19 protein-coding genes are annotated in these 23,213 nt (G+C 36.4%); 9 read left to right on the forward strand and 10 right to left on the reverse strand.

Going from position 1 to position 23,213, the window contains the following annotated elements:
• Positions 1–29 precede the first annotated feature (29 nt).
• Genes CRO54_RS04605 through CRO54_RS04615 form a run of 3 tightly spaced genes read left to right on the forward strand, consistent with a single transcriptional unit; the run spans position 30 to position 2,510 of the window.
• On the forward strand, positions 30–1,247 hold the full coding sequence (locus tag CRO54_RS04605; RefSeq protein ID WP_097129191.1) for a sterol desaturase family protein: 1,218 nt from the start codon (positions 30–32) through the stop codon (positions 1,245–1,247).
• Positions 1,240–1,929: a lysoplasmalogenase gene (locus tag CRO54_RS04610; protein WP_097129193.1), complete on the forward strand. Its 690-nt coding sequence runs from the start codon at positions 1,240–1,242 to the stop codon at positions 1,927–1,929. Before CRO54_RS04605 ends, CRO54_RS04610 begins: the two co-directional genes overlap by 8 nt.
• Positions 1,929–2,510, forward strand: coding sequence for a hypothetical protein (locus CRO54_RS04615; protein WP_097129195.1), 582 nt, complete (start codon positions 1,929–1,931; stop codon positions 2,508–2,510). Before CRO54_RS04610 ends, CRO54_RS04615 begins: the two co-directional genes overlap by 1 nt.
• A 58-nt stretch (positions 2,511–2,568) precedes the next feature.
• On the opposite strand, the gene pbpC is transcribed toward CRO54_RS04615, so the two are convergent.
• From pbpC to CRO54_RS04645, 7 genes are all read right to left on the reverse strand, one after another.
• The gene (gene pbpC / locus CRO54_RS04620; protein WP_097129198.1) at positions 2,569–4,941 is read right to left on the reverse strand and encodes a penicillin-binding protein 1C; all 2,373 of its coding nucleotides are present in this window, start codon (positions 4,939–4,941) and stop codon (positions 2,569–2,571) included.
• A 280-nt stretch (positions 4,942–5,221) separates the two neighbouring features.
• Positions 5,222–10,804: an alpha-2-macroglobulin family protein gene (locus CRO54_RS04625; protein WP_097129200.1), complete on the reverse strand. Its 5,583-nt coding sequence runs from the start codon at positions 10,802–10,804 to the stop codon at positions 5,222–5,224.
• A 149-nt stretch (positions 10,805–10,953) separates the two neighbouring features.
• On the reverse strand, positions 10,954–11,358 hold the full coding sequence (locus CRO54_RS04630) for a hypothetical protein (RefSeq protein ID WP_097129202.1): 405 nt from the start codon (positions 11,356–11,358) through the stop codon (positions 10,954–10,956).
• A gap of 97 nt (positions 11,359–11,455) precedes the next feature.
• The gene (gene topA, locus CRO54_RS04635; protein ID WP_097129204.1) at positions 11,456–13,993 is read right to left on the reverse strand and encodes a type I DNA topoisomerase; all 2,538 of its coding nucleotides are present in this window, start codon (positions 13,991–13,993) and stop codon (positions 11,456–11,458) included.
• 238 nt (positions 13,994–14,231) lie between these two features.
• Complete coding sequence (locus tag CRO54_RS04640) at positions 14,232–14,915, reverse strand: hypothetical protein (protein ID WP_097129207.1); 684 nt, start codon at positions 14,913–14,915, stop codon at positions 14,232–14,234.
• A gap of 174 nt (positions 14,916–15,089) precedes the next feature.
• Positions 15,090–15,299, reverse strand: coding sequence for a histidine kinase dimerization/phospho-acceptor domain-containing protein (locus CRO54_RS21110; protein ID WP_205943949.1), 210 nt, complete (start codon positions 15,297–15,299; stop codon positions 15,090–15,092).
• A gap of 17 nt (positions 15,300–15,316) precedes the next feature.
• Complete coding sequence (locus CRO54_RS04645; RefSeq protein ID WP_097129209.1) at positions 15,317–15,736, reverse strand: PAS domain-containing protein; 420 nt, start codon at positions 15,734–15,736, stop codon at positions 15,317–15,319.
• Between the two features lie 159 nt (positions 15,737–15,895).
• Between CRO54_RS04645 and CRO54_RS04650 the strand changes: the two genes are divergently transcribed.
• Both CRO54_RS04650 and CRO54_RS04655 read left to right on the forward strand, forming a co-directional pair.
• Positions 15,896–16,414, forward strand: a complete 519-nt coding sequence (locus tag CRO54_RS04650) for a glutathione peroxidase (protein WP_097129921.1) — start codon at positions 15,896–15,898, stop codon at positions 16,412–16,414.
• Between the two features lie 65 nt (positions 16,415–16,479).
• Positions 16,480–17,250 (forward strand): M90 family metallopeptidase, encoded by a 771-nt coding sequence (locus tag CRO54_RS04655; protein ID WP_097129212.1) that lies wholly within the window; start codon positions 16,480–16,482, stop codon positions 17,248–17,250.
• A 16-nt stretch (positions 17,251–17,266) separates the two neighbouring features.
• On the opposite strand, the gene CRO54_RS04660 is transcribed toward CRO54_RS04655, so the two are convergent.
• The 3 genes from CRO54_RS04660 to pdxH all read right to left on the reverse strand — a co-directional run bounded on the left by CRO54_RS04660 (position 17,267) and on the right by pdxH (position 20,324).
• Positions 17,267–17,992 (reverse strand): polyprenol monophosphomannose synthase, encoded by a 726-nt coding sequence (locus CRO54_RS04660; protein WP_097129214.1) that lies wholly within the window; start codon positions 17,990–17,992, stop codon positions 17,267–17,269.
• Positions 17,993–18,094: 102 nt separating this feature from the next.
• Positions 18,095–19,567 (reverse strand): peptide MFS transporter, encoded by a 1,473-nt coding sequence (locus CRO54_RS04665; protein ID WP_097129216.1) that lies wholly within the window; start codon positions 19,565–19,567, stop codon positions 18,095–18,097.
• A 106-nt stretch (positions 19,568–19,673) separates the two neighbouring features.
• Complete coding sequence (gene pdxH, locus CRO54_RS04670) at positions 19,674–20,324, reverse strand: pyridoxamine 5'-phosphate oxidase (protein ID WP_097129218.1); 651 nt, start codon at positions 20,322–20,324, stop codon at positions 19,674–19,676.
• A gap of 288 nt (positions 20,325–20,612) precedes the next feature.
• On the opposite strand from pdxH, the gene CRO54_RS04675 reads away from it, so the two are divergent.
• From CRO54_RS04675 to CRO54_RS04690, 4 genes are all read left to right on the forward strand, one after another.
• Positions 20,613–21,176: a YqgE/AlgH family protein gene (locus CRO54_RS04675; RefSeq protein WP_097129220.1), complete on the forward strand. Its 564-nt coding sequence runs from the start codon at positions 20,613–20,615 to the stop codon at positions 21,174–21,176.
• A gap of 58 nt (positions 21,177–21,234) precedes the next feature.
• The gene (locus CRO54_RS04680) at positions 21,235–21,957 is read left to right on the forward strand and encodes a lysophospholipid acyltransferase family protein (RefSeq protein WP_097129222.1); all 723 of its coding nucleotides are present in this window, start codon (positions 21,235–21,237) and stop codon (positions 21,955–21,957) included.
• Positions 21,958–22,044: 87 nt separating this feature from the next.
• A complete protein-coding gene (gene gatC, locus CRO54_RS04685) occupies positions 22,045–22,335 on the forward strand; it encodes an Asp-tRNA(Asn)/Glu-tRNA(Gln) amidotransferase subunit GatC (protein ID WP_097129225.1) in 291 nt (96 codons plus the stop codon).
• 102 nt (positions 22,336–22,437) lie between these two features.
• Positions 22,438–23,196 carry an ABC transporter ATP-binding protein gene (locus CRO54_RS04690; RefSeq protein WP_097129227.1) on the forward strand — a complete coding sequence of 253 codons (759 nt, stop codon included), beginning with the start codon at positions 22,438–22,440 and terminating at the stop codon, positions 23,194–23,196.
• The last annotated feature ends 17 nt before the right edge of the window (positions 23,197–23,213 follow it).

The following is a 23,213-nucleotide window of genomic DNA, read 5'->3' on the forward strand; positions in this document are numbered from 1 at the left end:
TTTATCAGATAAATAAGTAAATTAGAGTAATGAAAACCAATTATATAGCCTTGTCGGTGCCAATTTTCTTTATCCTTATTGGGATTGAACTGGCTTACACTTTCTACAAAAAACTTAAATACTATCGATTAAATGATTCTATTGCTAATTTAAGTCAGGGGATAGGATCGCAGTTAGTAGGGCTGTTTATGAAATCCGTACTTTTTGTAGGCTACATGTATATTTTTGAGCATTGGCGTTTATTCGAGATATCTAATACCATCTGGACTTGGATTATCCTTTTTATTGGCGTTGATTTCTTCTACTACTGGTTCCACAGAATGAGTCATCAAGTTAATGCTTTATGGGCCGCACACATCGTGCATCACCAATCTGAAGAATATAACTTAACGGTAGCTTTGAGGCAGTCGTGGTTTCAAGGCTGGTTTTCATGGGTTTTCTATCTACCTCTAGCGCTAATAGGTTTTGACCCCATAATTTTTCTAACTCTAAGCTCATTTAACACACTTTACCAATTCTGGATTCATACGCGTACCATTAAAAGTATGGGCGTTTTAGAATATATCCTCAATACACCTTCCCATCATCGAGTTCATCATGGTTCCAATCCTAAATATATTGATAAAAATCATGCTGGCACCTTAATCATTTGGGATAGATTGTTCGGCACTTTTCAGAAAGAAGAAGAAGAAGTTTATTACGGTATTACCAAACCTTTAGCTAGTTGGAATCCTGTATGGGCAAACTTGCACTATTGGAAAGATTTGATAGAAACGGCAAAAAAATCAGATAAAATTAGTAACAAGATTAGTGTATTCGTCAAACCTCCTGGTTGGTTTCCAGAAAAACTTGGAGGATTTCAATTTGCACCTGAAATAGATGTCGTTAATTACAAAAAATTCCATACTGAAACTACTATTAAAGTAATGATTTATGCAGTATTACTATTTTTAGTGGCTTTATCCTTAGGTTCTTATCAGCTGTTCTTTTTTGATAAATTAAACTTAGCTACCAATATTTTAATTGCTTCTTTTACTATTTTAAGCATGTTAACCTGTGGCGCATTATTAGAAAAAAAGCGTTGGTTTGTTGGTGCAGAATATTTAAGGTATTTACTAGGTTTACTTACCATATATTTTCTATACAGATTAGATTTTAAGATAGAATCGCTTTTAGGAGTACTTGCTATTCATATTGCGATGGCGATTTACTTTTTTTTCATCAAATACAAATACCGAAATGCTTAAAAAATATCCTCAATTTACTTTCGGTTTTGCCATCATTTTTTTTGCAGAACTAATTGCAACAGCCAATGATTTAAAAGAAATCAGGTTTTTTACTAAGCCACTAATCACAATAGCTTTAATGTTATTCTTGTATTTTGCAATAGAACGAAAGGGTAGATTCACGAATAAAATAATTACTGGCTTATTTTTTTCGCTATTGGGCGATGTTTTATTAATGTTCGCTCATATAGACCAAATTTACTTTATGCTGGGCTTAGGAACATTTCTCATAGCGCATCTATTTTATATTTCAGCGTTTTATCTAGATAGTACTAATAAAATTCAGGTTCATAAAAGATATGTGCTACCAATATTTATGGTATTTGGCTTTTTTTGTATTTCCTACTACTATATTATACGTTCCCACCTTGGAAACATGAATATTCCTGTATTGATTTACTCATTTGTGATTACAGTTATGGGGATAATGGCAGCACTCCGTTATGGAAAAACTAATTCTAAAAGTTTTATTTGGGTACTAATTGGAGCTATTTTCTTTATTATTTCTGATTCTATTTTAGCTTACAACAAGTTTGTAGAACAAATAGATGCTGGAGATTTGTTCATCATGTCAACTTATATGTTGGCGCAGTTTTTTATTACAATGGGAGCTGTAGAAAGAAAGTTCGTAAAGAAAAACTGATGAAAATATTTTATAAAGTTTCTGATAAACAACTATTAAAAGATAGAAACGAGATTTTTAAAGAAGTTGGCATTTCTGCTTTAGAAACTAATGGGTTTGTTCCCTCAGTTTTCAAAAGTTCTTGGAATGGTGAATACAATAGGTCTATTAAAGGTTACACCTATGAATACTACAAATTAAAAGAAGGAAAATATTTAGAGCACATTGATATATCCATAGTTAGTGGAGACAAATGGATAAAAGTTTATTTAAATATATTCGAGCTTATATCTCCTCTAAATTCAATTGAAGAATTAGGCAAATACGAAGGAATCAACTTTTCTATGCCACCTAACAATTTAACTAAAATGAGATTACGTAGTGATGATTATAAAGGACCTCCATTATTCTATATGTTATTTTTACCTGAACATAAAATCGGAAGTTTTTACACTAAAGCAGGCTATATAAGTAAAGTTCTCAAACTAAAGAAATTGATTGAATCTGATATGGGACATATAGATGAGTTCGTGAAAAAGTGGCATAATATTTATAAAGCAAATGTTACAGACTGGGAAGGAAACATAATTAAGGAAATTTAAGTGTGTACAAGCTAAATTAAATCAGCGGTTTATCAAGTTCCTAACTTCAATTTATTCGCTACTTCTCTTTCTCCTTATCCAACACTGTGAAACTTTGTACTAAACGCTCTCCGTTTTGGTCGGTTAAAGTCAATACATGTTTACCTGGTTTTGGGCTTAAAGCAATTTGATGATAACTTTTTGTAGTACCTACGTACTCTTCGTCAATATGCCAATGGATAGTTGCATTATTATTTCGATGGGCCACGTTAAAAACTACCTTTCCTCTATTGCCATCAATTTCTAACGGAATATAAACAGAAGCGTTGGGTTTAGGGTAAATCATTTCCATTACAGAGGCACTTTCATTTTGGCACCCATCCATAAAAGGTGGTAACACCCGATATTCCGCATTTTTAGTTTTGTAATAATATTCCATAGTTGGTAGTAGGATAAACCAACCTTGATGCTTCATTTGAGTGACACTGTAGCATTGATTAGTTACCTGATAATTTGCACTTGCATCCAAATGAATCAGCTTATGGTAGGGACATAAAGCTGTTTTTTCGCCACTTGGCGGAACCCATTGCACCACTTTAGTTTCACAAATAGAGGAGGCTTTGTAACCACTTTGTTTGCAAACTGCTATTCGCTTCAGCTTTGTCTTCGGCATTTCAAACCATTTTGATGATGGCAATAACCTAAATATATCGAACATTAGCGGTGCTGCAGCTTCAATGCCTGTTAAGCCTGGCCTACCTTCTCCATCGGCATTGCCAACCCAAACGCAAACTACATAATTAGGCGTCAAGCCTACCGACCAAGCATCTCTAAAGCCAAAGCTTGTACCAGTTTTCCAAGCTATACGCTGCGACGAAGAAAATTGCTGCCATAAACCCTCATCCCCAGGACGCATCACTTCTTCCATCGCATTAAAGGTAGACCAAATGGTGCCATGGTCTAGGAGCGAAGTAGGATCTATGATATCTTCAGGGTCTTTTGCATCTTTTACGTAATAAGCAGAAGTGTAATCAGCATTGTTATACTTACCTTGATAGTCGTTATAATGATTTAGCGTTCTAGCCATGCCCAAGTAAGCATTACTTAAATCCCACATGGTTACTTCGCTACCTCCTAAAATTAACGATAATCCATAATGATCAGCAGGTTTATTTAAGGTGCTGAAATTGAATTTCTTCAGCTTATCGTAAAAACGTTCATACTTATATTGCTGCAGCATTTTTACCGCTGGAATATTCAACGAACGACTTAAAGCTCTATCCGCCGGAATGGCGCCGTCATAACCCAAATCGAAGTTCATAGGTGAATAGCCGCCAATTTGTGTTGGCACATCTGGGATTAAAGTTTGAGGTAAAATAAAGCCATCATTCAACATACTTGCATACAATAGAGGCTTTAAGGTACTTCCAGGACTTCGCCTAGCTCTAATCATATCCACATGACTTTCCATATCCTTCTGCTTAGGCAAATAACAATTACCCACATAACCAACTACGCTTCCATTTTTCACATTGATAACCAAAGCAGCTAAATTGTTGATGCCGTTGGCTGCAAATTTCTGATGGTATTGTGCTGTAACTTGATTTAGTTCTTGTTGCAAATGTTCATCGATAGTAGAAGTTATTCTGGTTGTAGCAATATTTAAAGATTTCATTTCATCCTTAAACCTGTTCAGCAAATGTGGTGCATGTTGTGGTAACGGGAGCGGAGCGGTAGGGATAGGTTCCGCTTTTGAAAGTTGTGCTGTAGCTCTATCTATAATTTTCTCGTCTACCAACTTATCTAGCAAGTTGTTTCTTTTGATGATTAGCTTAGTCGCATTTTTACCAGGATGCACTAAAGAAGGAGTATTGGGCAGTACCGCTAAAGTCGCCATTTCTCCCCATGAAAGCTGTTCGGCAGCTCTACCATAATATCGCCAGCTAGCTGCTTCTAAACCAACTACATTACTACCAAATGGCGCATTAGCAGCATATAATGCTAAGATTTCATCTTTAGAATAACCGACTTCCAATCTTACAGCCAGCCACATTTCTGCTATTTTTTGGAAAAATGTACGTTGTTTTTTTCTCGATAATCTAATCACCTGCATGCTTAGCGTACTGGCGCCACTAGCTACAGATTTCGCTTCTATGTTTTGGCGAATGGCTCTGCCCACTGCAATGAAATCAACTCCGAAATGATGATAAAAGCGTTTATCTTCAAAAGTAACGATACATTTAGCGAATTTATCGGGTATGCTATCAGCTACTGGAAAACGCCATTGCCCATCTTTGGCGATAGAGGCACTCAATAATTCGCCATTGCTAGCCTCTATTACGTAAGAAGTAGGCGTAAGAAATAAAGGTTTCGGTAATGAAAATAAAAAGAAAGCAAGTAGCGCTATAAATATTATATCGACATAAATAATTGCTTTGATTTGTTTTTTCATCTCTTATTTGAACCACAAAGACACTAGGAACACAAAGTATTTAATCTTCGTGACCTTGGCGTCTTCGTGGTTATATATTTATTGATTAAGGTAACATTTTTCAATTCGATTTGATATACATCAAAGGAGAAGCAAACATGGAAAAAATAATTACTTTAATCAGATTTTCAGCAGGTTTTGTACGTTTTATATTCACCAATATTTGGCCTAGAATTTAATTGGCTTACCTATTGCAAGTTACAAGTTATGAGATTTAATCCCATAACTCATAACTGACAACTTATTTAGTTACCTCTACCCAAAATCCAGCCTTAGCTGCGCTGATGTTATTATTGTACATCGCTTCGCACTGCACATTAGACAAATAGAATTTGCCTAAATATGAAGCATTAAGCAGCACTCTAAAGGTTTTGGTCTCATTTTCTCTTAGATTGAAATAAGTAAGCACTCTATCATCCCTAATGTCTTGGTAATCGTAAGCTGATGTGGCAAACGCACCTTCATTGTCATGTAACCTGGTATTGATAATTTCCCAACCAGACGGGAAAATTTGCGTTAAAGCCATTTGCTCATACAATCCTTGACTACCTGTATTTTTCACACTCACCTCTGCGTAGAAATCTTGTCCCTGTTTCAACTGTGCTGGATTTAATACTTGGCCTTTCATGTTCTTGTAACTCACTTCCATCTGTAACAAATCTGGATTATTTGGCAAGAAATCATTTTGTCCGGTTGCTGGACGGCCTTGAACAATCAGCCTTGCGAAAAGCACCCCATTACTTTTGTTGGTAATACTTGCCTTATTTCCTTTAAAATTAATAGGAGTAGAGCTGTAATACTGATTGTTATTTACAGAACCTTTAGCGCCATCTAATGCATATTGGAAATTAAGTTTTCTTGATGATTTTTGCTCTCCACAGAATTTTGCGATAGCCAATAAGCTATAAGCTGTTGTTTGGGTACTGTACCACTGATCTTCGCCTAATTTAGCTGCAACTTTATTCAACAATTGCATAGCTCTATTTTTCTGACCCATTAAGGTAAGCGTTTCCATAATCATTGCTTGGTCTCGCAAATCAGAGCCATAAGTTCCACCCAATTGCTGATAAGCTTCTACCTGCGTAGCCAAACCTTTAGTTAAGCTATTTGCAGCACCTGTTTGACTCGCCAATTGATAAGCAGCAGCCAATCTCCATTTTGCAGCATCAGTTAAATATTCGAAAGCTCTTAACCTGTTCATGGCTGCCATTTCTGGTTTTTTAGCTAAAGCCAATACATATAATCTATAAGCTTGACTTAAATCTCCACCATAGAAATTGTTAGCATTTGGAGTCCAGTTATTGGCTTTGGTCTTCAAGTAGCGAACCAAACCATCAAATAAACCTACCGGCAGCGCATAACCACTTTCTTGTGCTTCAATTAAGAAATGACCAGCGTAGTTGGTTCCCCATTCATCGGCAGTTGAATTGCCTGGCCAATAAGCTAAACCACCATCAGTAGTTTGGAAACCTTTCAGTTTATTGATTCCCGCTTTAACATTGCGCTCTATCTGTGCTTTTTTCTGTTCGTTCAACGCCGAAAGTCTATCTAAATACAATTGAGGGAAGATACCTGAGGTAGTCTGCTCAACACATCCATGTGGATATTGAATTAAATAAGAAATTCGCTTTTCCAAATTGATAGGAGGGATCGAAGACACTTCCAAACTACCACTGTTAGTGCCAGCGGTACCAATAACAGCATAATCAGCACTCCATGATTGGTTAGGCTGTATCACCGCAGAAATTACATTAGTCACTACCGGATTTGGATTCCTGATATCTAATTCTACATCTGATACTGTTCTTTCTGAACCGCTTTGCGCAATAATCTTAATCTTGGCTATACCCGTTTGGTTTGGAGCAGTAACGTTAAAGTAGGTTAACTGGTCGCCAGCTTTAGCGAAAGTTAAATTCTGTTTATTGGTAATATTGATTTTAAGATTGCTAGTCTGTAAGCTTACCGAAACATTTTTGATGTTATTATTGGTAGCAAAAACGTTAACAGGCAAGGTAAAACTTTCTCCAGGACCGATAACTCTAGGCACAGAAGCCAATAACATAATCGGTTTTTTAACTTCAACTGCTTTTTCTGCCTGTCCGTAAGCACCGTCGTTACCGGCAACTACCATTACTTTTACAGAACCAATGTATTGCGGCAATTTAAAATTATGCGTTTTCTTTTCTCCTTTACCTAATTGGAAAGGTCCCATAAATTTAACTACGGGTTTAAATCGGTTTGCCTTGGCTGGATTAATATTTTTATTGATTGCACCATCACCACCAATACTTAGAATCCTCTCCAAATTACCACCCCAAGCACCAAGTACTTGGTCAAACAAATCCCAAGTTTTAACGCCCAAACCTTCTCTGGCATAAAATGATGCATGTGGGTCAGGGGTTTTAAAGCGAGTAAGATCTAACAAACCTTCATCTACAATCGCGATAGTATAAGTCATCGCTTTACCATTAGCTTCACTTACGGACAAACTACTTTCAGTTTCGGGCCTAAGCTCTTTCGCTATAGCAATTTGAGGTTTTAATATGGTTTCGGGATTTTCGATACTCAAAGGAATGGCACCGTACATCCTAATGGGCATATCATTTACCGTTTGGCTATGTGGTTGCAACAAAGTTACATTGGCAAATACATTAGGCGTCATTGTTTTTTCAGCCTTAAAGCTAAATTGAGTTTGACCTTTTTTCGTATCTGTCCAAAAAGTTTTCACCACTCTGCTACCATTTTCTATGGAAATTAAAGCTCTTCCATTTTCTGGAGATGGAATGGTCAATGTCACTTCATCGCCAACGTTATATTTAGCTTTATTAGCAGTAAACGATAACATTGCGGCTTCGGTAGGGTTGCTACCTTGTTCACGTTGTGCCCATCCTGGCCAATCAATATACACTTCTCTTGCAGCATAGTGCCCGCCACCGTAAGCATTACCAACTACGATCAAATATCTTCCCCATTCAGGCTCATCTAATCTTAAGTTCCAGTTTGCTTTTCCTCTCACCATTTCTACTTGCTCAGTTCTGATGAGTTTATTGTACTCATTTTGGGTGAAATTTGCATAGTTTTCTTGGTTGTTTTGTTCCCACCACCAGCGCCATTGAACTTTGTAAAGTGCTACAGTAACCGTTTTGTTGGTGTTCAACAGCACACCATCTCTATTCACGTTTACAATATCTATTTGATGGTCTTTTCCAGTCACTAACATACCAGTCATTTTATCACCTTGTGGCGACTTGATACCGAAATAGTTATCGTAAACATGGTAGGGGATATTGAAATTATCAATACTGAAATTACCGCCTGGCTCAAATACTTTAGTCGTAATGTTTGCTCTCAAAATACCTGGAGCAGCCATATTATCATTGAGGTTGGTGTTTACTGTAGCTACACCGGCTTCATTTAAAGTACCTTCGAATACCGTTTTTAATTGCGTATCAAACTGTACAATTGGATTGTCAAACGAGTAGTCCTTAAAATTAGGGAAAGAAGTTTCTCCTTTACTAAGATTGATATCAACTTTCGCTTTCAGATTTTGTGCTGGCGTGCCAAACAACCATTTAGCAGATAGGGTAGCCGCAGATACACGTCCATTACCCAGGTACTTTTTACCGCCCAAATCAAAATTTATCTTGATTCGGTTGGGAGTAACAGTTTCAATTTTTAGGCTTTTGTTAAAAGTAGCACCTCCAGCTTTGAACTTGGCCTGCCATCCGCCAGTTGGCGCAGTATTTTCGGTAGCCGTTTTAAAAGTATAGAAACCATTTAAAGGTTTGGTATTGCTTTGCTTTCTAACCAATTGTCCTTTAGGATTGTAAAGCTCGAAAATAACGGGATAGTTTGCGGGAAGTTTACCTAGTTTATCCTCCAAAATGAACGATAGGTAAATGCTATCGCCTGGTCTCCAAACGCCGCGTTCTCCATAAATAAAACCCTTGATACCGTTTTGTACCACTTCACCACCTACATCAAACCTTGAAAGTGGTAAAGAATTACCATCATCCAATTTTAAATAACCACGTTCGTTGCCATTTTTAGCGACTAATAAGAAAGGTTTTCGTTTGAGTGCAAAGCTTGCCATCCCATCACCATCTGTTTTTACCGTAGTAAGCACTTGTTTTTGGTAATCTAACAATTCGATATTAACACCACTTAAAGGCTTAGCCGATAAGAGATCGGTAGCAACGACCAACATACTTTCATCGTTTCCTCTTTTAGCAATTAAACCGATATTAGAGGAAAGTAGGTTTCGATGCGCCCATCTTTCACTGGTATAGTACGATGGCGTACAAGGATCTTCACGATCGTTCCAGCGGTAACCACGAGGGTAGTAGTTTTGATAATTGTTCCAGAAATCATCATCCTCGTCTATTTTTTCGCCGTAATTATAATCTCCGTATTCGCTTTCTTCTCCTTCTTCTGTATTTTCAGTATTAGCTGATTGTGCACAATTAAACAAAGTGTAAGACTGCTTGAACATGATACTTACTCGATACATTGCACCAGGTTCAGTTTTAATCAGCTTATCTAAGTCTAATGTAAATCGGTTTTTCTTATGCAGGTCTAACGATTTATCTTCATTTAAATGAATTGTCTTTTGTAAAATCGGCTTTGCTACTCTACGTAACTCATTTCCTTCTTTATAGTTATTAACCTGAAAAAACTGAGGAATATTATCTTGATAGATTTTGATGATGGTTACATCTACTGCTTTTAGGTTTACTGCTTCAAAAGGTAAAACCAATTTCCCAGAATTGGGTAGGATCGTACCAGCACCAGCAATAGTTACCGCAGGTTTCTTATTTTCAAAAATGACGTTGGCACTTTTAGCAGACTCTAAATTTTTACCATTGATGTTGGCAATAGTGTTACTGATAATCACATTGTAATTACCTTCTAAGGCATCTGGAGCATATACTTTGATTTGACTTCCGTCGATGGTAAACCTTAAATCGCTTAAACTACCGATGCTGATTAAACCTGCTAAATCTTGTGTTACGCTAACTGGCTCCGAACACTGAATAAGCACATAGTCTTCCTGTTGTTGTACTGCTTTTATAGCTAATACTTTAAATACGTTAATTGCTGGTATTTCAAGTGTTGTTTCGCCTTTATCATCATCTGCGCTAATAGGATCACCGTCCCATTTTAACGTTAAATCAGCATTTGTCTTCTTAATACTATCTATGGTAAAGCTAGAAGTCTGTTTTTGAGGATTGTGACTCCATTTAATTTTTAACTTTTGAGGTGATTTTAGCGACAATACTTTTTCAATACTTTGCGTATCTTCGGCATCGGCTGTGCTAACCTCTCCGGTTAACTTCATCAAATTCAATGAAGTATTATTCTGTGAAACCAAACCATTCTCAATAAAAGCAATACCAGGTTTAATGACCTTGAAATCAAACTCAAATTCTTCTAGCTTTTCGTCAACTGGTACTATCTTAGCTAAATCTAACGTCGCTTCATATTTTTGGTCTGGCTCTAGATTCTCATCTGGACGGAACTCTAAAGTTTGAGCATCAACCCAATAGGTTTTACCTTTAATACTAGGAGAGAAGTCAAATAGTTTTTGCTCGGTTTCGCCTAAATCGGTGGTGTTGCTTACCGAATTTGCTAAATGTACTCTGATGTAACTCTTTTTAGATATAATGCCAGAAGTATAAGCATCTATGTATTTCGCGAATTGGGTATGGTCTTGTTTTTTATTCTTTTTTAACAAAAAATAACCTGCAACAATAGCAAGCAAGACAAGAGCGCCAATTATTATTACCTTAATAGTTGGACGTTTTGTAGAAATTTGTTGATTCATACGCTAAAAAGACTTTAGATATGAAGGTAACGAAAAAAGAAGGTAATTGTTGGGCAACTTTTAAATTCGCTAGTATTGCTTTGTTTTTCGCTAATAGTGAATAGTTATTCGCTTTAGAAAAAATCCATATTCTTCGAATATAATAGCGACTATTTAATCATTACCCCTGGTTTGTTTACCAAAGGAATTCTAATCAAATTAACATCAACAATGCTTTCGGGAAGGAAGATAAATTTCTTGTCGTAAATCGTATTGCCAATATAGTAGCTTAACCAATACTCGTTAGTTAAACCGAAAACTTCAGTATCGATAGCTTCTACACCCGCATAAGACTGTGCAGCAACATCGCCTATAGAATGCCTTAACAAAGATGTCTTTACCTGTTTGCCATCTTTTTCGCCATATCCTTTAGATGTAATCAATACGTTAGTGATTGGCTCATTTTTCAAGTTAACGAGATAAACTGTCCAGTTTTTTACTTCTGGAGTTTCGCTCATTAAAACGACCGCAATGGCTACATCTTCTACAATATTTTGGGGTAAATCTTTTTTCATTTGGAGCAAGGATAAAAGAACAAAGAACAAGGATGAAAGCGTAGAGATTGACAGTCTCAGTCTTTATTCCTTGTTCCTTACTCTTTGGTCTTAACTATTATTTCTTCTTCGCTAGTGCTTTCTTTTTGGCTGGTGCTTTTTTCTTCGCTTCAAAAGCATCAGGTTTTTGGGCAACAATTAAAGCTTTAACCTCATCCAAAGATATGCTAGCTAATTCTTCAGCAGTATATTTTTGTTTGGTAGTAGGATTTGTACCCAATTTAAGCATGTCTTTGCCTAAACGGATGAAAGGTCCCCATCTACCATTTTCAATCGCAATTTTAAGCTCTGGCCATTGTTGGATGAAACGGTTATTTTCCTTCTCAATCTTTTTACTAATTAACTCATCAATATCTTTTTGAGTAAGATTATCGAAGTTGTAAGCCTTTGGTACGTTGATAAACAAATCATTCCATTTAATGAAAGGACCGAAACGACCAGTGCCTTTAGTTACGGGCAAGTTGTCATAATGTGCCACTGGAGCATCTGCATTAATCTTCTCATCGATGATTATTGCAGCTTTATCTAGATCAATGCTTAAAGGATCTAAATTTTTAGGGATAGAGATAAAAGTATCGCCCCATTTTACATAAGGACCAAAACGACCTAACCCAACCGAAACTTCTTTGCCTTTATAATCCTCTAATTGGAACGGAAGTTTAAATAAATCTAAAGCTTGCTCTAAAGTAATTGTTCCAACCGATTGAGCTTTAGTTAAGCTAGCATAACGAGGTTTTTCTTCTTCATTATCACTTAATTCTCCAATTTGAACCAACGGGCCAAAACGACCTACTTTAGTGTAAACGTTTTTACCAGTTGCAGGGTCTGTGCCTAATAAGCGTTCACCTGTAGCTCTATCTGCATTTTCTATGGTGCTTTCTACTTCACTGTGGAAAGGTTTATAGAAGGAGTGAAGCATCTTGGTCCATTCCTGTAAACCCTGTGCAATTTCATCAAACTGCTTCTCCACCTTCGCAGTGAAATTGAAATCCACGATTCCTTTAAAGTGTTCTACCAAGAAATCATTAACCACTTCACCAATATCGGTAGGGAAGAGTTTCGATTTTTCAGCACCAGTAATTTCTGATTTTTGTTGTCTGTTGATTTTGCCGTCAGCTAATGAAAAAGCAAGAAAATCTCTATTCTTACCATCTCTATCTTCTTTAACTACGTAGCCTCTATTTTGTATGGTAGAGATAGTTGGTGCATAAGTAGAAGGTCGGCCAATGCCTAATTCTTCCAGTTTCTTAACTAAACTAGCTTCTGTATAACGTGCTGGTGGACGAGAAAAACGTTCGGTTGCCAGCATTTCTTTGAGTGCCAATTCTTGACCAACAGCTAAAGGAGGTAACAAATTGTTTTCGTTCTCGTCGTCCTCATCATCTGTAGATTCTAAGTATACTTTCAAGAAACCATCAAACTTTAATACTTCTCCTTCTGCACCGAAAATTTCTTTTCTGGTACTTACGCCAATATCTACAGTTGTTTTTTCGAAAACCGCCTCACTCATTTGAGAAGCAATGGCACGTTTCCAAATCAATTCGTACAGCCTTTTTTCAGCGTTATCGCCGTCGGTAGTATGTCTATCAAAATAAGTAGGACGGATAGCCTCGTGAGCCTCTTGTGCACCTGCAGATTTCGTTTTATAAACTCTTGGTTGGTGGTATTGGTTACCATAAGCCGATTTAATTTCGGCAGCAGCAGCAGCAACGGCAGTTTCCGATAAGTTTACCGAGTCGGTACGCATATAGGTAATTTTACCATTTTCGTACAGCCTCTGTGCAATTTGCATGGTTCTCGCAACCGAGTAACCTAATTTTCTTGATGCTTCTTGTTGTAGGGTAGAAGTGGTAAATGGCGCCGCTGGATTTCTCTTCGCTGGTTTAACTTCTAGGTTATTTACTTTGAAATTAGCTCCAATGCAATCCTGAAGAAACTTTTCTGCCTCTTCAGCTTTTTCAAAACGTTGTGGTAGTTCTGCCTTTACAATTCCTTTGCCAGCATTAAACTGAGCAGTAATTTTAAAAGCAGCCGTAGCATTAAATTTTATTACTTCTCGTTCTCTATCTACAATTAAACGTACCGCAACTGATTGCACACGCCCAGCAGATAAAGAAGGTTTTACTTTTTTCCAAAGTACTGGAGAGAGCTCGAAACCAACCAAGCGGTCTAAAACCCTACGAGCTTGTTGCGCATAAACTAAATTATAGTCAATGCCTCTTGGTGTTTCAATTGCTTTTAAAATAGCTGGCTTGGTAATTTCGTGAAATACAATACGCTTGGTATTTTCTTTCTTTAAGCCTAAAGTTTCAAATAAGTGCCAAGAAATGGCTTCTCCCTCGCGGTCCTCATCGGATGCTAACCATACCGTTTCGGCTCCCTTAGCTAATTTTTTCAACTCTGTTACTATCTGTTTCTTATCGGCAGGTACTTCATAAGTTTGCGAAAAATCATTGTCCACATCAATTCCCATGTCTCCCTTAACCAAATCGCGAATATGACCGTAGCTAGATTTTACTAAAAAATCTTTACCAAGATATCCTTCTATGGTTTTCGCTTTTGCGGGGGACTCAACTATCAATAAATTTTTTGCCATTAACTAGGTTTTTGTGCAAATAAAACTATAATATACTCTAATATCAAAATTGATGGAGTTTTTTTTGAAGAAAAATGAATATAAGGGTAGGTGTTTAGTAAGATAAATTTGATTATAGTCGATAGACAGGAAGTCAGGCAAGTCCAAAAGTAAATGGTTAACTTGACGGAAGTTTTAGACTTTGGACTAGCTATTTCGCTCCTTGATCTTTATTCTTTGATCCTTGCTTCCTAATCTCTTACTTCCAACTAACCAGCTGCATTTTATATTTAAAGCCTCCTGTAATTACGCCAGAACTTATATTTTTATTTACGGCTTTAACCTCCTTAATAACTAATCCAATATTCTTGGCGTAAGTTTCATCGTAAACATCTTCCCTAATCAAGTTTACTTCATTGTATTGGTGGATGGTTATGGTAGAATCAAGTTGATGATTTCCAATAGTTAAAGGTGCATCTAATTCTTTAACTTCGTGTTGCCATGCACCCAAATCATTGTAAAGATTCCCGTTCCATGTAGATTGTAGACTTGGAGGAAACACCAATCTCACATACCTTTTATTATCTATAAATTCCTCAGCTCTAGCGTTGCTTATTTTTCGGGTAATTACCTTTTGAAAGAACCAATCTAGGGTAGCAGTTTTCTTATATCTTTCGATTCGATAAGCTTCGTTACCTTGTGCATCTGTAAACTTATTGGTAACGATATCTTTTAATTGAAACTGATAATTTGTTATAGAGTTGTTGAAACTATTGTAAACAGTAGAATCTACGTTAAATACCACCTCGCTGTTAATTTTCAATGGGAAGTAATTATAGCCCATATCTGGTTTCGGAGCATTTTCCGACTTAGTACAAGCCGAGAGAAATAGGCAGCCAAGCAAAAGTATTCCATTAAAACGTAAAAAGAAATGAGATTTCATAGGTATCAAATATAGGAAAATGATTAAGGTGCTAAGATACTGGTTTTTAGCAAAAAATACTAAGTAGCAAAAATATGAAACTGTAATATACATTCTTCTAACTACATAGACATGTAGGAGGGCCAATTTGAGGTAAATAAAAAAATCTATGTTTCTATGTGGTAAATCGGACCATTACTGCTTTGCCAACTTTTCTTTCTTCGCTATGTTCTCGATATGCTGTGTGAGTTCTCTGGTATAATTATCAAGCATTACGGTAGAAGTTTTCATATAGTCTACAATTTGCGCAATACTATGCAACGAGTCTGAAGTTTGAGCCAAAAGTTCTGTCATTCCCATCAACTGAGTAACTGGTTGACGAAGGCCATGTGAGATATCAAACAATAGCGATTGTAGTTCTTCTATGCGTTGAACTTTACTTTGCTCAGCTGCTTCTTGTCATTAATTAAAGTTCTGATCGAAAAATACTGTTTCTGTTTTTGCTGATATTCGTAAACTGGAAAAATGACCGTATCCACCCAGTAGAAACTGCCATTTTTGGCTTTATTTCTTATTTCGCCCTGCCAAATATTCCCCTTGCCTACACTTCGCCACATTTCTTTGAAAAAATCTTTAGAATGTAATCCTGAATTAACAATGTTGTGGTTAGCGCCAATTAACTCCTCCTTAGCATATCCCGAAACTTCACAGAATTTATCATTAGCATACAAAATGATCCCTTTTTGATTAGTAAGGGAGTAGATCGCATTGTGTTCTGTCTTTTCATTCTCATGGTTAATCAACAACCTTAAGTCCGAAAAACTTGATTTATCTATATCCATTTATAATTTAGTTGAGAGACTCGCTAAACTATGCGATTATGATGTGTATTGGCAATTATTACTGGCATAAAATGATAAATAGATGATTTTATTGAGATGGATTTAAATTCGACGAAAGCGTTTTCTTCGTATATTCGTTTTAAAATAAAATTGAAAATCATGATTAATACATTACTGATATTATTTGGCTTAATGGTAGCGCCAAATCCTCCTAAAGACATTTATGCTTTTTCTTTCAAAACCTTAGACGGTAAAGATGTGAAGCTTTCTAAATTTAAAGGAAAGAAAATTTTAATTGTAAATACTGCTTCAAAATGTGGTTATACGAAGCAGTACGAAGATTTAGAAAAATTGCACAAACAATACGGTAAAGATGTGGTGTTAATTGGTTTTCCTTCGGCGAACTTTGGTGGACAAGAGCTAGGCACCAACGCAGAAATTAAAGAATTTTGTTCAAGTAAATTTGCGACTACCTTTTTAATTGCTGAAAAAAGTGATGTAAAGGGAGATGCCATTTCACCTTTGTTCAAATATTTAACCTCGCAAGCAAACCCAGATTTTACTGGCGATATTAAGTGGAACTTCGAAAAATTCTTAATTAACGAGAAAGGGCAATTGGTGCACCGTTACCGTTCGGCTGTAAAACCACTGGATGAGCAGATCGTAAAAAACTTTTAATATATACCAATTAAATCGAGGAACTTAATCAAATAGGTTCCTCGATTTTTTTTTAACCCATCCAAATGAACCTCTATCCATATTTCCTTCTCTTTTTATTCTTCGCTGTAGCTCTTTACTTTATCTTTCGTAAAAAGACAGTTAAAGCTGTGATCTTATCCTCAGACGACAAAAAACTATTACAAAACCATGTAGAGTTTTACGCAGAGCTTGATAAACAAAAGAAAATTCTCTTCGAAGAAAAGTTATCTCGCTTTTTAGGTGGAATTAAAATCGAAGGTGTTGGCACTGAAATTTCACCTTTAGATAGGATATTAGTTGGAGCGAGTGCCGTAATTCCAATATTAGGTTTTAAGGACTGGGAATATAGGAACCTTGGAACGGTATTACTTTACCCAGATACTTTCAATAAAGATTTTCAGTTTGCAGAAGGAGACAGAAATATTATGGGGATGGTAGGTGATGGCTACATGAACGGACAGATGATTTTATCACAATCTGCTTTGAGGCACGGCTTTTCTAAAAGTGCTGGTTCCGAAAATACGGGTATTCACGAATTTGTTCATTTAATAGATAAGTCGGATGGTGCCACTGATGGTATACCTCAATACTTTATCAAACACGAATACACTATTCCTTGGGTTAAAATGATGCATAAAGAAATCCAGAAAATAGAAGACAACAAGTCGGATATTAACCCTTATGCCATTACCAACGAAGCAGAGTTTTTTGCGGTTACTTCAGAGTATTTTTTTGAAAATCCAGAACGGATGAAAGAGAAACATCCTGCTTTATACGATAGTTTGACTAAGATTTTCGGACAGCAGTTGGCCTAATCCAACAAAAAAAAACTTACCTTTTGTAATTCCTAAACCAGCTATTTACCTTCATTTGAATTACTCCTAAAAATGCCTCCCTGAAAATACGGGTACTCATTTTAGAAGTTCCTTCGGTTCTATCCGTAAAGATAATCGGTACCTCAACTACGTTAAAACCGTATTTTATGGCCGTAAATTTCATCTCAATCTGGAAGGCATAACCCACAAATTTGATTTTTTCCATAGGAATGGTTTGCAATACTTTTCTGGTATAGCACTTAAATCCCGCGGTAGCATCTTGAATGTTAATTCTTGTAATGATGCGCACGTACATCGATGCAAAATAAGACATTAAAACACGCCCCATTGGCCAGTTCACTACGTTTACACCTTTCACATACCTTGAGCCAATAGCTACATCGGCACCATTTACACAAGCATCACGCAGCTTAATCAAATCATCAGGATTGTGAGAGAAATCTGCATCCATCTCAAAAATATACTCGTAATCTTTCGCCAACGCCCATTTAAAACCATGAATGTAAGCTGTTCCCAAACCTAATTTCCCCTTACGTTCTTCGATATGCAACATTGGAAACTCGTCTTGCAAGCCTTTCACTATTTGTGCAGTACCGTCTGGCGAGCCGTCATCGATAATTAAAATTTCGAAATAATAAGGTAGCGAGAAAACCTTGCGAATAATCTTTTCAATATTCTCTTTCTCGTTGTAAGTAGGTATAATGACTAAGCTGTCTGACAAAGGATTGACGATTTTAGATTGACGAATTACGATTTGTACACTGCGAAAGTAATGAATTTACGCTGATGTTTATGCTTTGCTATTTCGTTAAATTGTGTTAAACTATCTAATGTTTCCCATCCATTTTTTCAATAGCGGAACTAAAAAGAAAATAAAAACCCCGATACCAGCTGAATAGATAGAAATTTGAAGCAGTACATTGGCATAATAAGGAAGTGACAAAACAGGATTGTTAGCTTCAACAATGTTTTTAGGGATACTCATCAAAGCGCCGATTTTACCTGCTAAAAATTCACCTATAGCAGTAAAAAAGAAGAAAATCCCCATCATTAGACCTACAATATTTACTGGAGATAGTTTGGTAATCATTGATAGACCTACTGGCGATATACACATCTCACCACAAATGATAAAGAAATATCCGCCAGCAAACGCAACCAAAGGGATAAGACCATGGCTTAAGCTAGCTTGACAAGCCAGATAGAAAGTAAAGAAACCTGCAGCAACAAATATAAATGACATGGCAAACTTAGCAGGGGTGGAGGGCTCTAAGCCACGTTTATTTAACCACGGCCACAGTGACGCAAAAACAAAACTCAAAATAATTACCCATCCCGGAGGTAGAAAATTATTAACCGCAAGTGCTGGAAGTTCTATGCCAAAAACATGCATATCTACATTTCGCATGGCAAACAAATTCAACGAGCCTGCATTTTGCTCGTAAAAAGCCCAAAACAAAGTGGAAACTACTACCAAGGTTAATGCAGACAACAATTTAAATTTGGCTTCTTTTTCTAGTTTTGACGATAGATAAAGGATATAAATTACTGAAATTACGGCCAGCACCAACATGATACTGTCTAAAGCTTCGTAGTAATTAAATAAGGTTACAATTAATGGTAGTGTTACAAAAGTAAGCAAGTAAATGGTGTACTCTACGGTGAGGAAACCTGCTAGTTTTCGATGTAAATCCTGAGATAATGGCAATCCTTTTTCTTTCAAAGATGATTTTCCGATAATGAAAACAACCAAGCCTAAAATCATGAAGATACCAGCTAAGCCAAATCCGTAATGCCAATTAATTTTCTGACCAACGTAACCACATAACAAACCGCCCAAAGCAGCGCCAATGTTAATTCCCATGTAAAACAGTGAGAAACCACTGTCTTTTTTAGGGTCGTTATTGTCGTAGAGCGTACCTACCAAACTAGATACGTTGGGTTTAAAAAAACCGTTTCCGCAAATGATGAAAGCCATGCCGTAAAAGAAACTCCAATCTTGTGGTATGGCCAAAACAATATGACCAATTGACATCATCACACCACCAAAAATAATCGCTCTTCGATAACCCAAAAACTTATCGGCAAGCATACCACCAAACATTGGCATCGTATACACCAAAGCAGAATAAGCACCTAAAATGGCATAACCTTTTGGCTCATCGAATTTAAGTTGCGTTACCATGTAGGCCAATAGCAAAGCCTTCATTCCGTAGAACGAAAAGCGCTCCCACATTTCAGTGAAAAATAAAAGATAGAGCTGTTGAGGGTGTTTGGTACTAACTGTTGTAGACATTTTATCGGGGGAATTAGTTCATTGGTTCAATAGTAATTAGCTAAGCGATTAGCTACGCATCATCACATCATCTCATTAATAAATGATACCTATTACTTAATAACTTCTAAGGCGCTAATCTCTCAATTTTCCAGCTTCCGTTCACAAAAGTGTATCTAATTCTATCGTGTAAACGGTTCGACCTACCTTGCCAAAACTCAATTACTGTTGGTTTTACAATGTAACCGCCCCAATGAGCAGGTTTTTGTATCGTTTTACCTTCGTATTGCTTAGTCAATTCATCTACTTTATTTTCCAAGACCTCTCTATTGGCTATAACCTGACTTTGCGGAGAAGCAATAGCACCAATTTGGCTGCCTAACGGACGAGAGTTAAAATATTGTTCTGAAGTTTCTTTATCAAGTTTCTCTATTTTACCTTCAATTCTTACCTGACGCTCTAATTCTCCCCAAAAGAAAACCAAACAAGCCAAAGGATTTTTCTTAATTTCTTTACCTTTTTGACTCAAATAGTTAGTGTAGAAATTGAAACCATTCTCATCGAAACCTTTTAACAATACAATTCTTGCATTCGGTCGCCCAGATTTATCTGCAGTAGCCAGTGTCATAATGTTTGGTTCAAAAATTTCTGCATTTACTGCATCTGAGAACCATTTTTCGAACTGTGCTATTGGATTTTTAACGATGTCATTTTCACTTAATTCGGCAGCTTTATAGTCTTGCCTTAAGTTCTGTACCATTTCTTGAGTAACCTTCATTGAGCAAAAGTAACGTTGTTAGGAGATAATTTCAATAGGTGCTTATTTTTCTACAATTTAAACTTTATAATAATTGGATAAATAAACACATAGAGACATAGAGATACATAGATTTGGAGCCGGAGTTAGTGTAATAAAATACTGTTTTTCAATGTATTAATGATATTATTGAAGTTTATATCTTTGAAATCTATGTACCTATGTGGTTAAATATTATAAAATGAAGCTTTATAAACTGATGACAATCACTTTTGGGCAGTTTCGGATATATTTTGTTAATTTACCTTTATGTTAAGCTTATTAAATCCTTCTGCTGGTAAGTTGTTAATTTCGGAACCATTTTTAGCCGACCCTAACTTTAAGCGTTCTGTAATTCTACTTACAGAATATGGCGAAGATGGAAGCATTGGTTTTATCCTCAATCAGCCAAGTAATTTAGTGGTTAAAGATCTAATACCTGATTTATGGATGGCAGATTTACCTGTGTTTATTGGCGGACCAGTAGAGATTGATACTATTCATTTTGTGCACAGATGTTACGACAAACTAGGTGGTGGTGAAGAAATTACCGATGGAATTTATTGGGGTGGAGATTTCGAGACGCTAAAGCTGCTGATCAATAACAATAGCATACAAGAAGATGAGGTAAAATTCTTTTTAGGTTATTCTGGCTGGGGATTTAACCAACTGGAAGATGAACTAGCTACCAATACTTGGATAGTTTCGGACCAATACCATCCAGATACCATTTTCTCTAACAACGAAGAGGAACTATGGAAAGAGGTAATTATCAATCTAGGACCTAAGTATGCTCATGTGAGCAATTTTCCGATAGACCCTAACTTGAATTGACAACCTTTCGTTTTCAAAAAAATATTTGTGATTTACGTTAAAATTGTATTTTCGTTTGATGATTAAATTGCTCCGAAGAATACATTTAATTTACAGCCTAGCCTGTATTCTATTTTTCTTCATACTTTTTTTACCGCTGTATTACTGGTTTACCCGCCATCCTAGGTATTACGGAATTCTTAATAAATTTAGAACCGCACATGCTTACCTTTCAGCCACATTTGCTGGTATTTTTTTTCGTTTTGAGTTTGAAAAGAAGTTGGATAAAAACCAAACGTATATTTTTTGCGCTAATCACACTTCAAATTTGGATATCATTATTATGTGTGCGTTAGCAAGAGGTAGATATCATTTTATGGGTAAGGAAGAATTGACCAAGAATCCAGTGTTGGGAATCTTCTTTAAAACAATTGATGTTGCCGTATCTAGGGCTAGTAAAATATCGTCTTTTAGAGCATTTAAGAAGGTAGGCGAAAATTTAGAGAACGGAATGAGCTTAATTATTTTTCCGGAAGGTAAGATTGATGATATTTATCCGCCAGTATTGCAAGATTTTAAAAGTGGCCCATTCCGTCTAGCTATAGAAAAAAACATTCCTATTGTACCCGTAAGTATTACCAACGTTTGGAAAATAATGTGGGACGACGGTATGAAGCACGGCAGTAGACCAGGTATTATAGATGTTTATGTGCACGAACCAATTTTAACAAGTATCTTAGCGGTAGAAAACGATGAGGTTTTAAAAAACGAAGTTTACAGTAAGATTAATAGTAAATTGTAGGTTAAAGGTTGTACGTAATAAGTTTAAGTTGTGCGTTTTGGATGCGCATTTACCAAACTTAAAACGTAAAACTTATCACAAATAAGAATGGTAATAGATAAAAACACAGTTTATAAAGTAGCTGATTTAGCTAGGATTGAAATAAAGGATACCGAGGTTGATGCTTTAACGCAGGAAATGAACAAAATATTAACCTTTATGGAGAAGCTGAACGAGCTAGATACAGAAGGTGTAAAACCTTTGGTGTATATGAATGAGGAAGCCAATGTTTGGCGTGAAGATGTGGCTAAGAACGAAATCAGTGTGGAAGATGGCCTAAAAAACTCGGCTGTACATAACGAAAGTTTCTTTATGGTACCGAAGATTATCGAGAAGTAGTTATCAGTTTTAAAACGATTAAACAGTTAAACCGATAATCATTCTTAAATTAGTTTGTAACATTGTCACCAAAGCGGTCGTCTAAACAAACAAAAAAAAGCAATGCAGAAAGAACTCATTACCATTAAAGATATTGGCCGAAAGTACGTAATTGGTACAGAGGTAATCCATGCGCTTAAATCTGTAAGTTTAACTATTAACGAAGGAGAGTTTGTAGCCTTAATGGGTCCATCTGGTTCAGGCAAATCTACTTTGATGAATATTCTTGGCTGTTTAGATACCCCAACAAAAGGAGATTACATCTTAAATGGCACCAATGTAAGTCATATGACCGACAACCAGTTGGCTGAAGTTAGAAATAAAGAAATTGGGTTCGTGTTTCAAACCTTTAACTTATTGCCTCGTTCTACTTCTTTAGATAACGTAGCGCTGCCATTAATTTACGCTGGAGCTAGTAAAAAAGAACGCGATAAAAGAGCTCAAGCAGCTTTAGAAAACGTAGGTTTAGGAAACAGGGTAACGCATAAGCCTAACGAGCTATCTGGTGGTCAGCGCCAACGTGTAGCCGTTGCAAGAGCACTAATTAACAATCCATCTATCATATTGGCCGATGAGCCTACAGGTAACTTAGATACCAAAACTTCTATCGAAATCATGGGGCTTCTGGAGGAAATCCACAGTAAAGGCAACACTATTATTTTAGTTACCCACGAAGAAGATATCGCTCAGCATGCACATCGTATTGTACGTATGCGTGATGGTTTGATAGAAAAGGACTACGTTAACGAAGATGTAATATTTGTTTCGCCACGCTTAAAAGCAATACAAGAAAGTGGTAATGATTTTGAGAATATTGTTTAATTAGATACGAGATATGA

It is taken from the genome of Pedobacter xixiisoli (assembly GCF_900215335.1).
Lineage (GTDB): Bacteria > Bacteroidota > Bacteroidia > Sphingobacteriales > Sphingobacteriaceae > Pedobacter > Pedobacter xixiisoli.

Excerpts from the sequence above, each read along its gene's own strand:
- CRO54_RS04645 (WP_097129209.1), bottom strand. The coding sequence starts at position 15,736 with ATGGATATAGATAAATCAAGTTTTTCGGACTTAAGGTTGTTGATTAAC.
- gatC (WP_097129225.1), top strand. The coding sequence starts at position 22,045 with ATGGTAATAGATAAAAACACAGTTTATAAAGTAGCTGATTTAGCTAGG.
- CRO54_RS04680 (WP_097129222.1), top strand. The coding sequence starts at position 21,235 with ATGATTAAATTGCTCCGAAGAATACATTTAATTTACAGCCTAGCCTGT.
- pbpC (WP_097129198.1), bottom strand. The coding sequence starts at position 4,941 with ATGAAAAAACAAATCAAAGCAATTATTTATGTCGATATAATATTTATA.
- CRO54_RS04640 (WP_097129207.1), bottom strand. The coding sequence starts at position 14,915 with ATGAAATCTCATTTCTTTTTACGTTTTAATGGAATACTTTTGCTTGGC.
- CRO54_RS04655 (WP_097129212.1), top strand. The coding sequence starts at position 16,480 with ATGAACCTCTATCCATATTTCCTTCTCTTTTTATTCTTCGCTGTAGCT.
- topA (WP_097129204.1), bottom strand. The coding sequence starts at position 13,993 with ATGGCAAAAAATTTATTGATAGTTGAGTCCCCCGCAAAAGCGAAAACC.
- pdxH (WP_097129218.1), bottom strand. The coding sequence starts at position 20,324 with ATGAAGGTTACTCAAGAAATGGTACAGAACTTAAGGCAAGACTATAAA.
- CRO54_RS04615 (WP_097129195.1), top strand. The coding sequence starts at position 1,929 with ATGAAAATATTTTATAAAGTTTCTGATAAACAACTATTAAAAGATAGA.
- CRO54_RS04650 (WP_097129921.1), top strand. The coding sequence starts at position 15,896 with ATGATTAATACATTACTGATATTATTTGGCTTAATGGTAGCGCCAAAT.
- CRO54_RS04610 (WP_097129193.1), top strand. The coding sequence starts at position 1,240 with ATGCTTAAAAAATATCCTCAATTTACTTTCGGTTTTGCCATCATTTTT.
- CRO54_RS04690 (WP_097129227.1), top strand. The coding sequence starts at position 22,438 with ATGCAGAAAGAACTCATTACCATTAAAGATATTGGCCGAAAGTACGTA.
- CRO54_RS04675 (WP_097129220.1), top strand. The coding sequence starts at position 20,613 with ATGTTAAGCTTATTAAATCCTTCTGCTGGTAAGTTGTTAATTTCGGAA.
- CRO54_RS04605 (WP_097129191.1), top strand. The coding sequence starts at position 30 with ATGAAAACCAATTATATAGCCTTGTCGGTGCCAATTTTCTTTATCCTT.
- CRO54_RS04630 (WP_097129202.1), bottom strand. The coding sequence starts at position 11,358 with ATGAAAAAAGATTTACCCCAAAATATTGTAGAAGATGTAGCCATTGCG.
- CRO54_RS04625 (WP_097129200.1), bottom strand. The coding sequence starts at position 10,804 with ATGAATCAACAAATTTCTACAAAACGTCCAACTATTAAGGTAATAATA.
- CRO54_RS04665 (WP_097129216.1), bottom strand. The coding sequence starts at position 19,567 with ATGTCTACAACAGTTAGTACCAAACACCCTCAACAGCTCTATCTTTTA.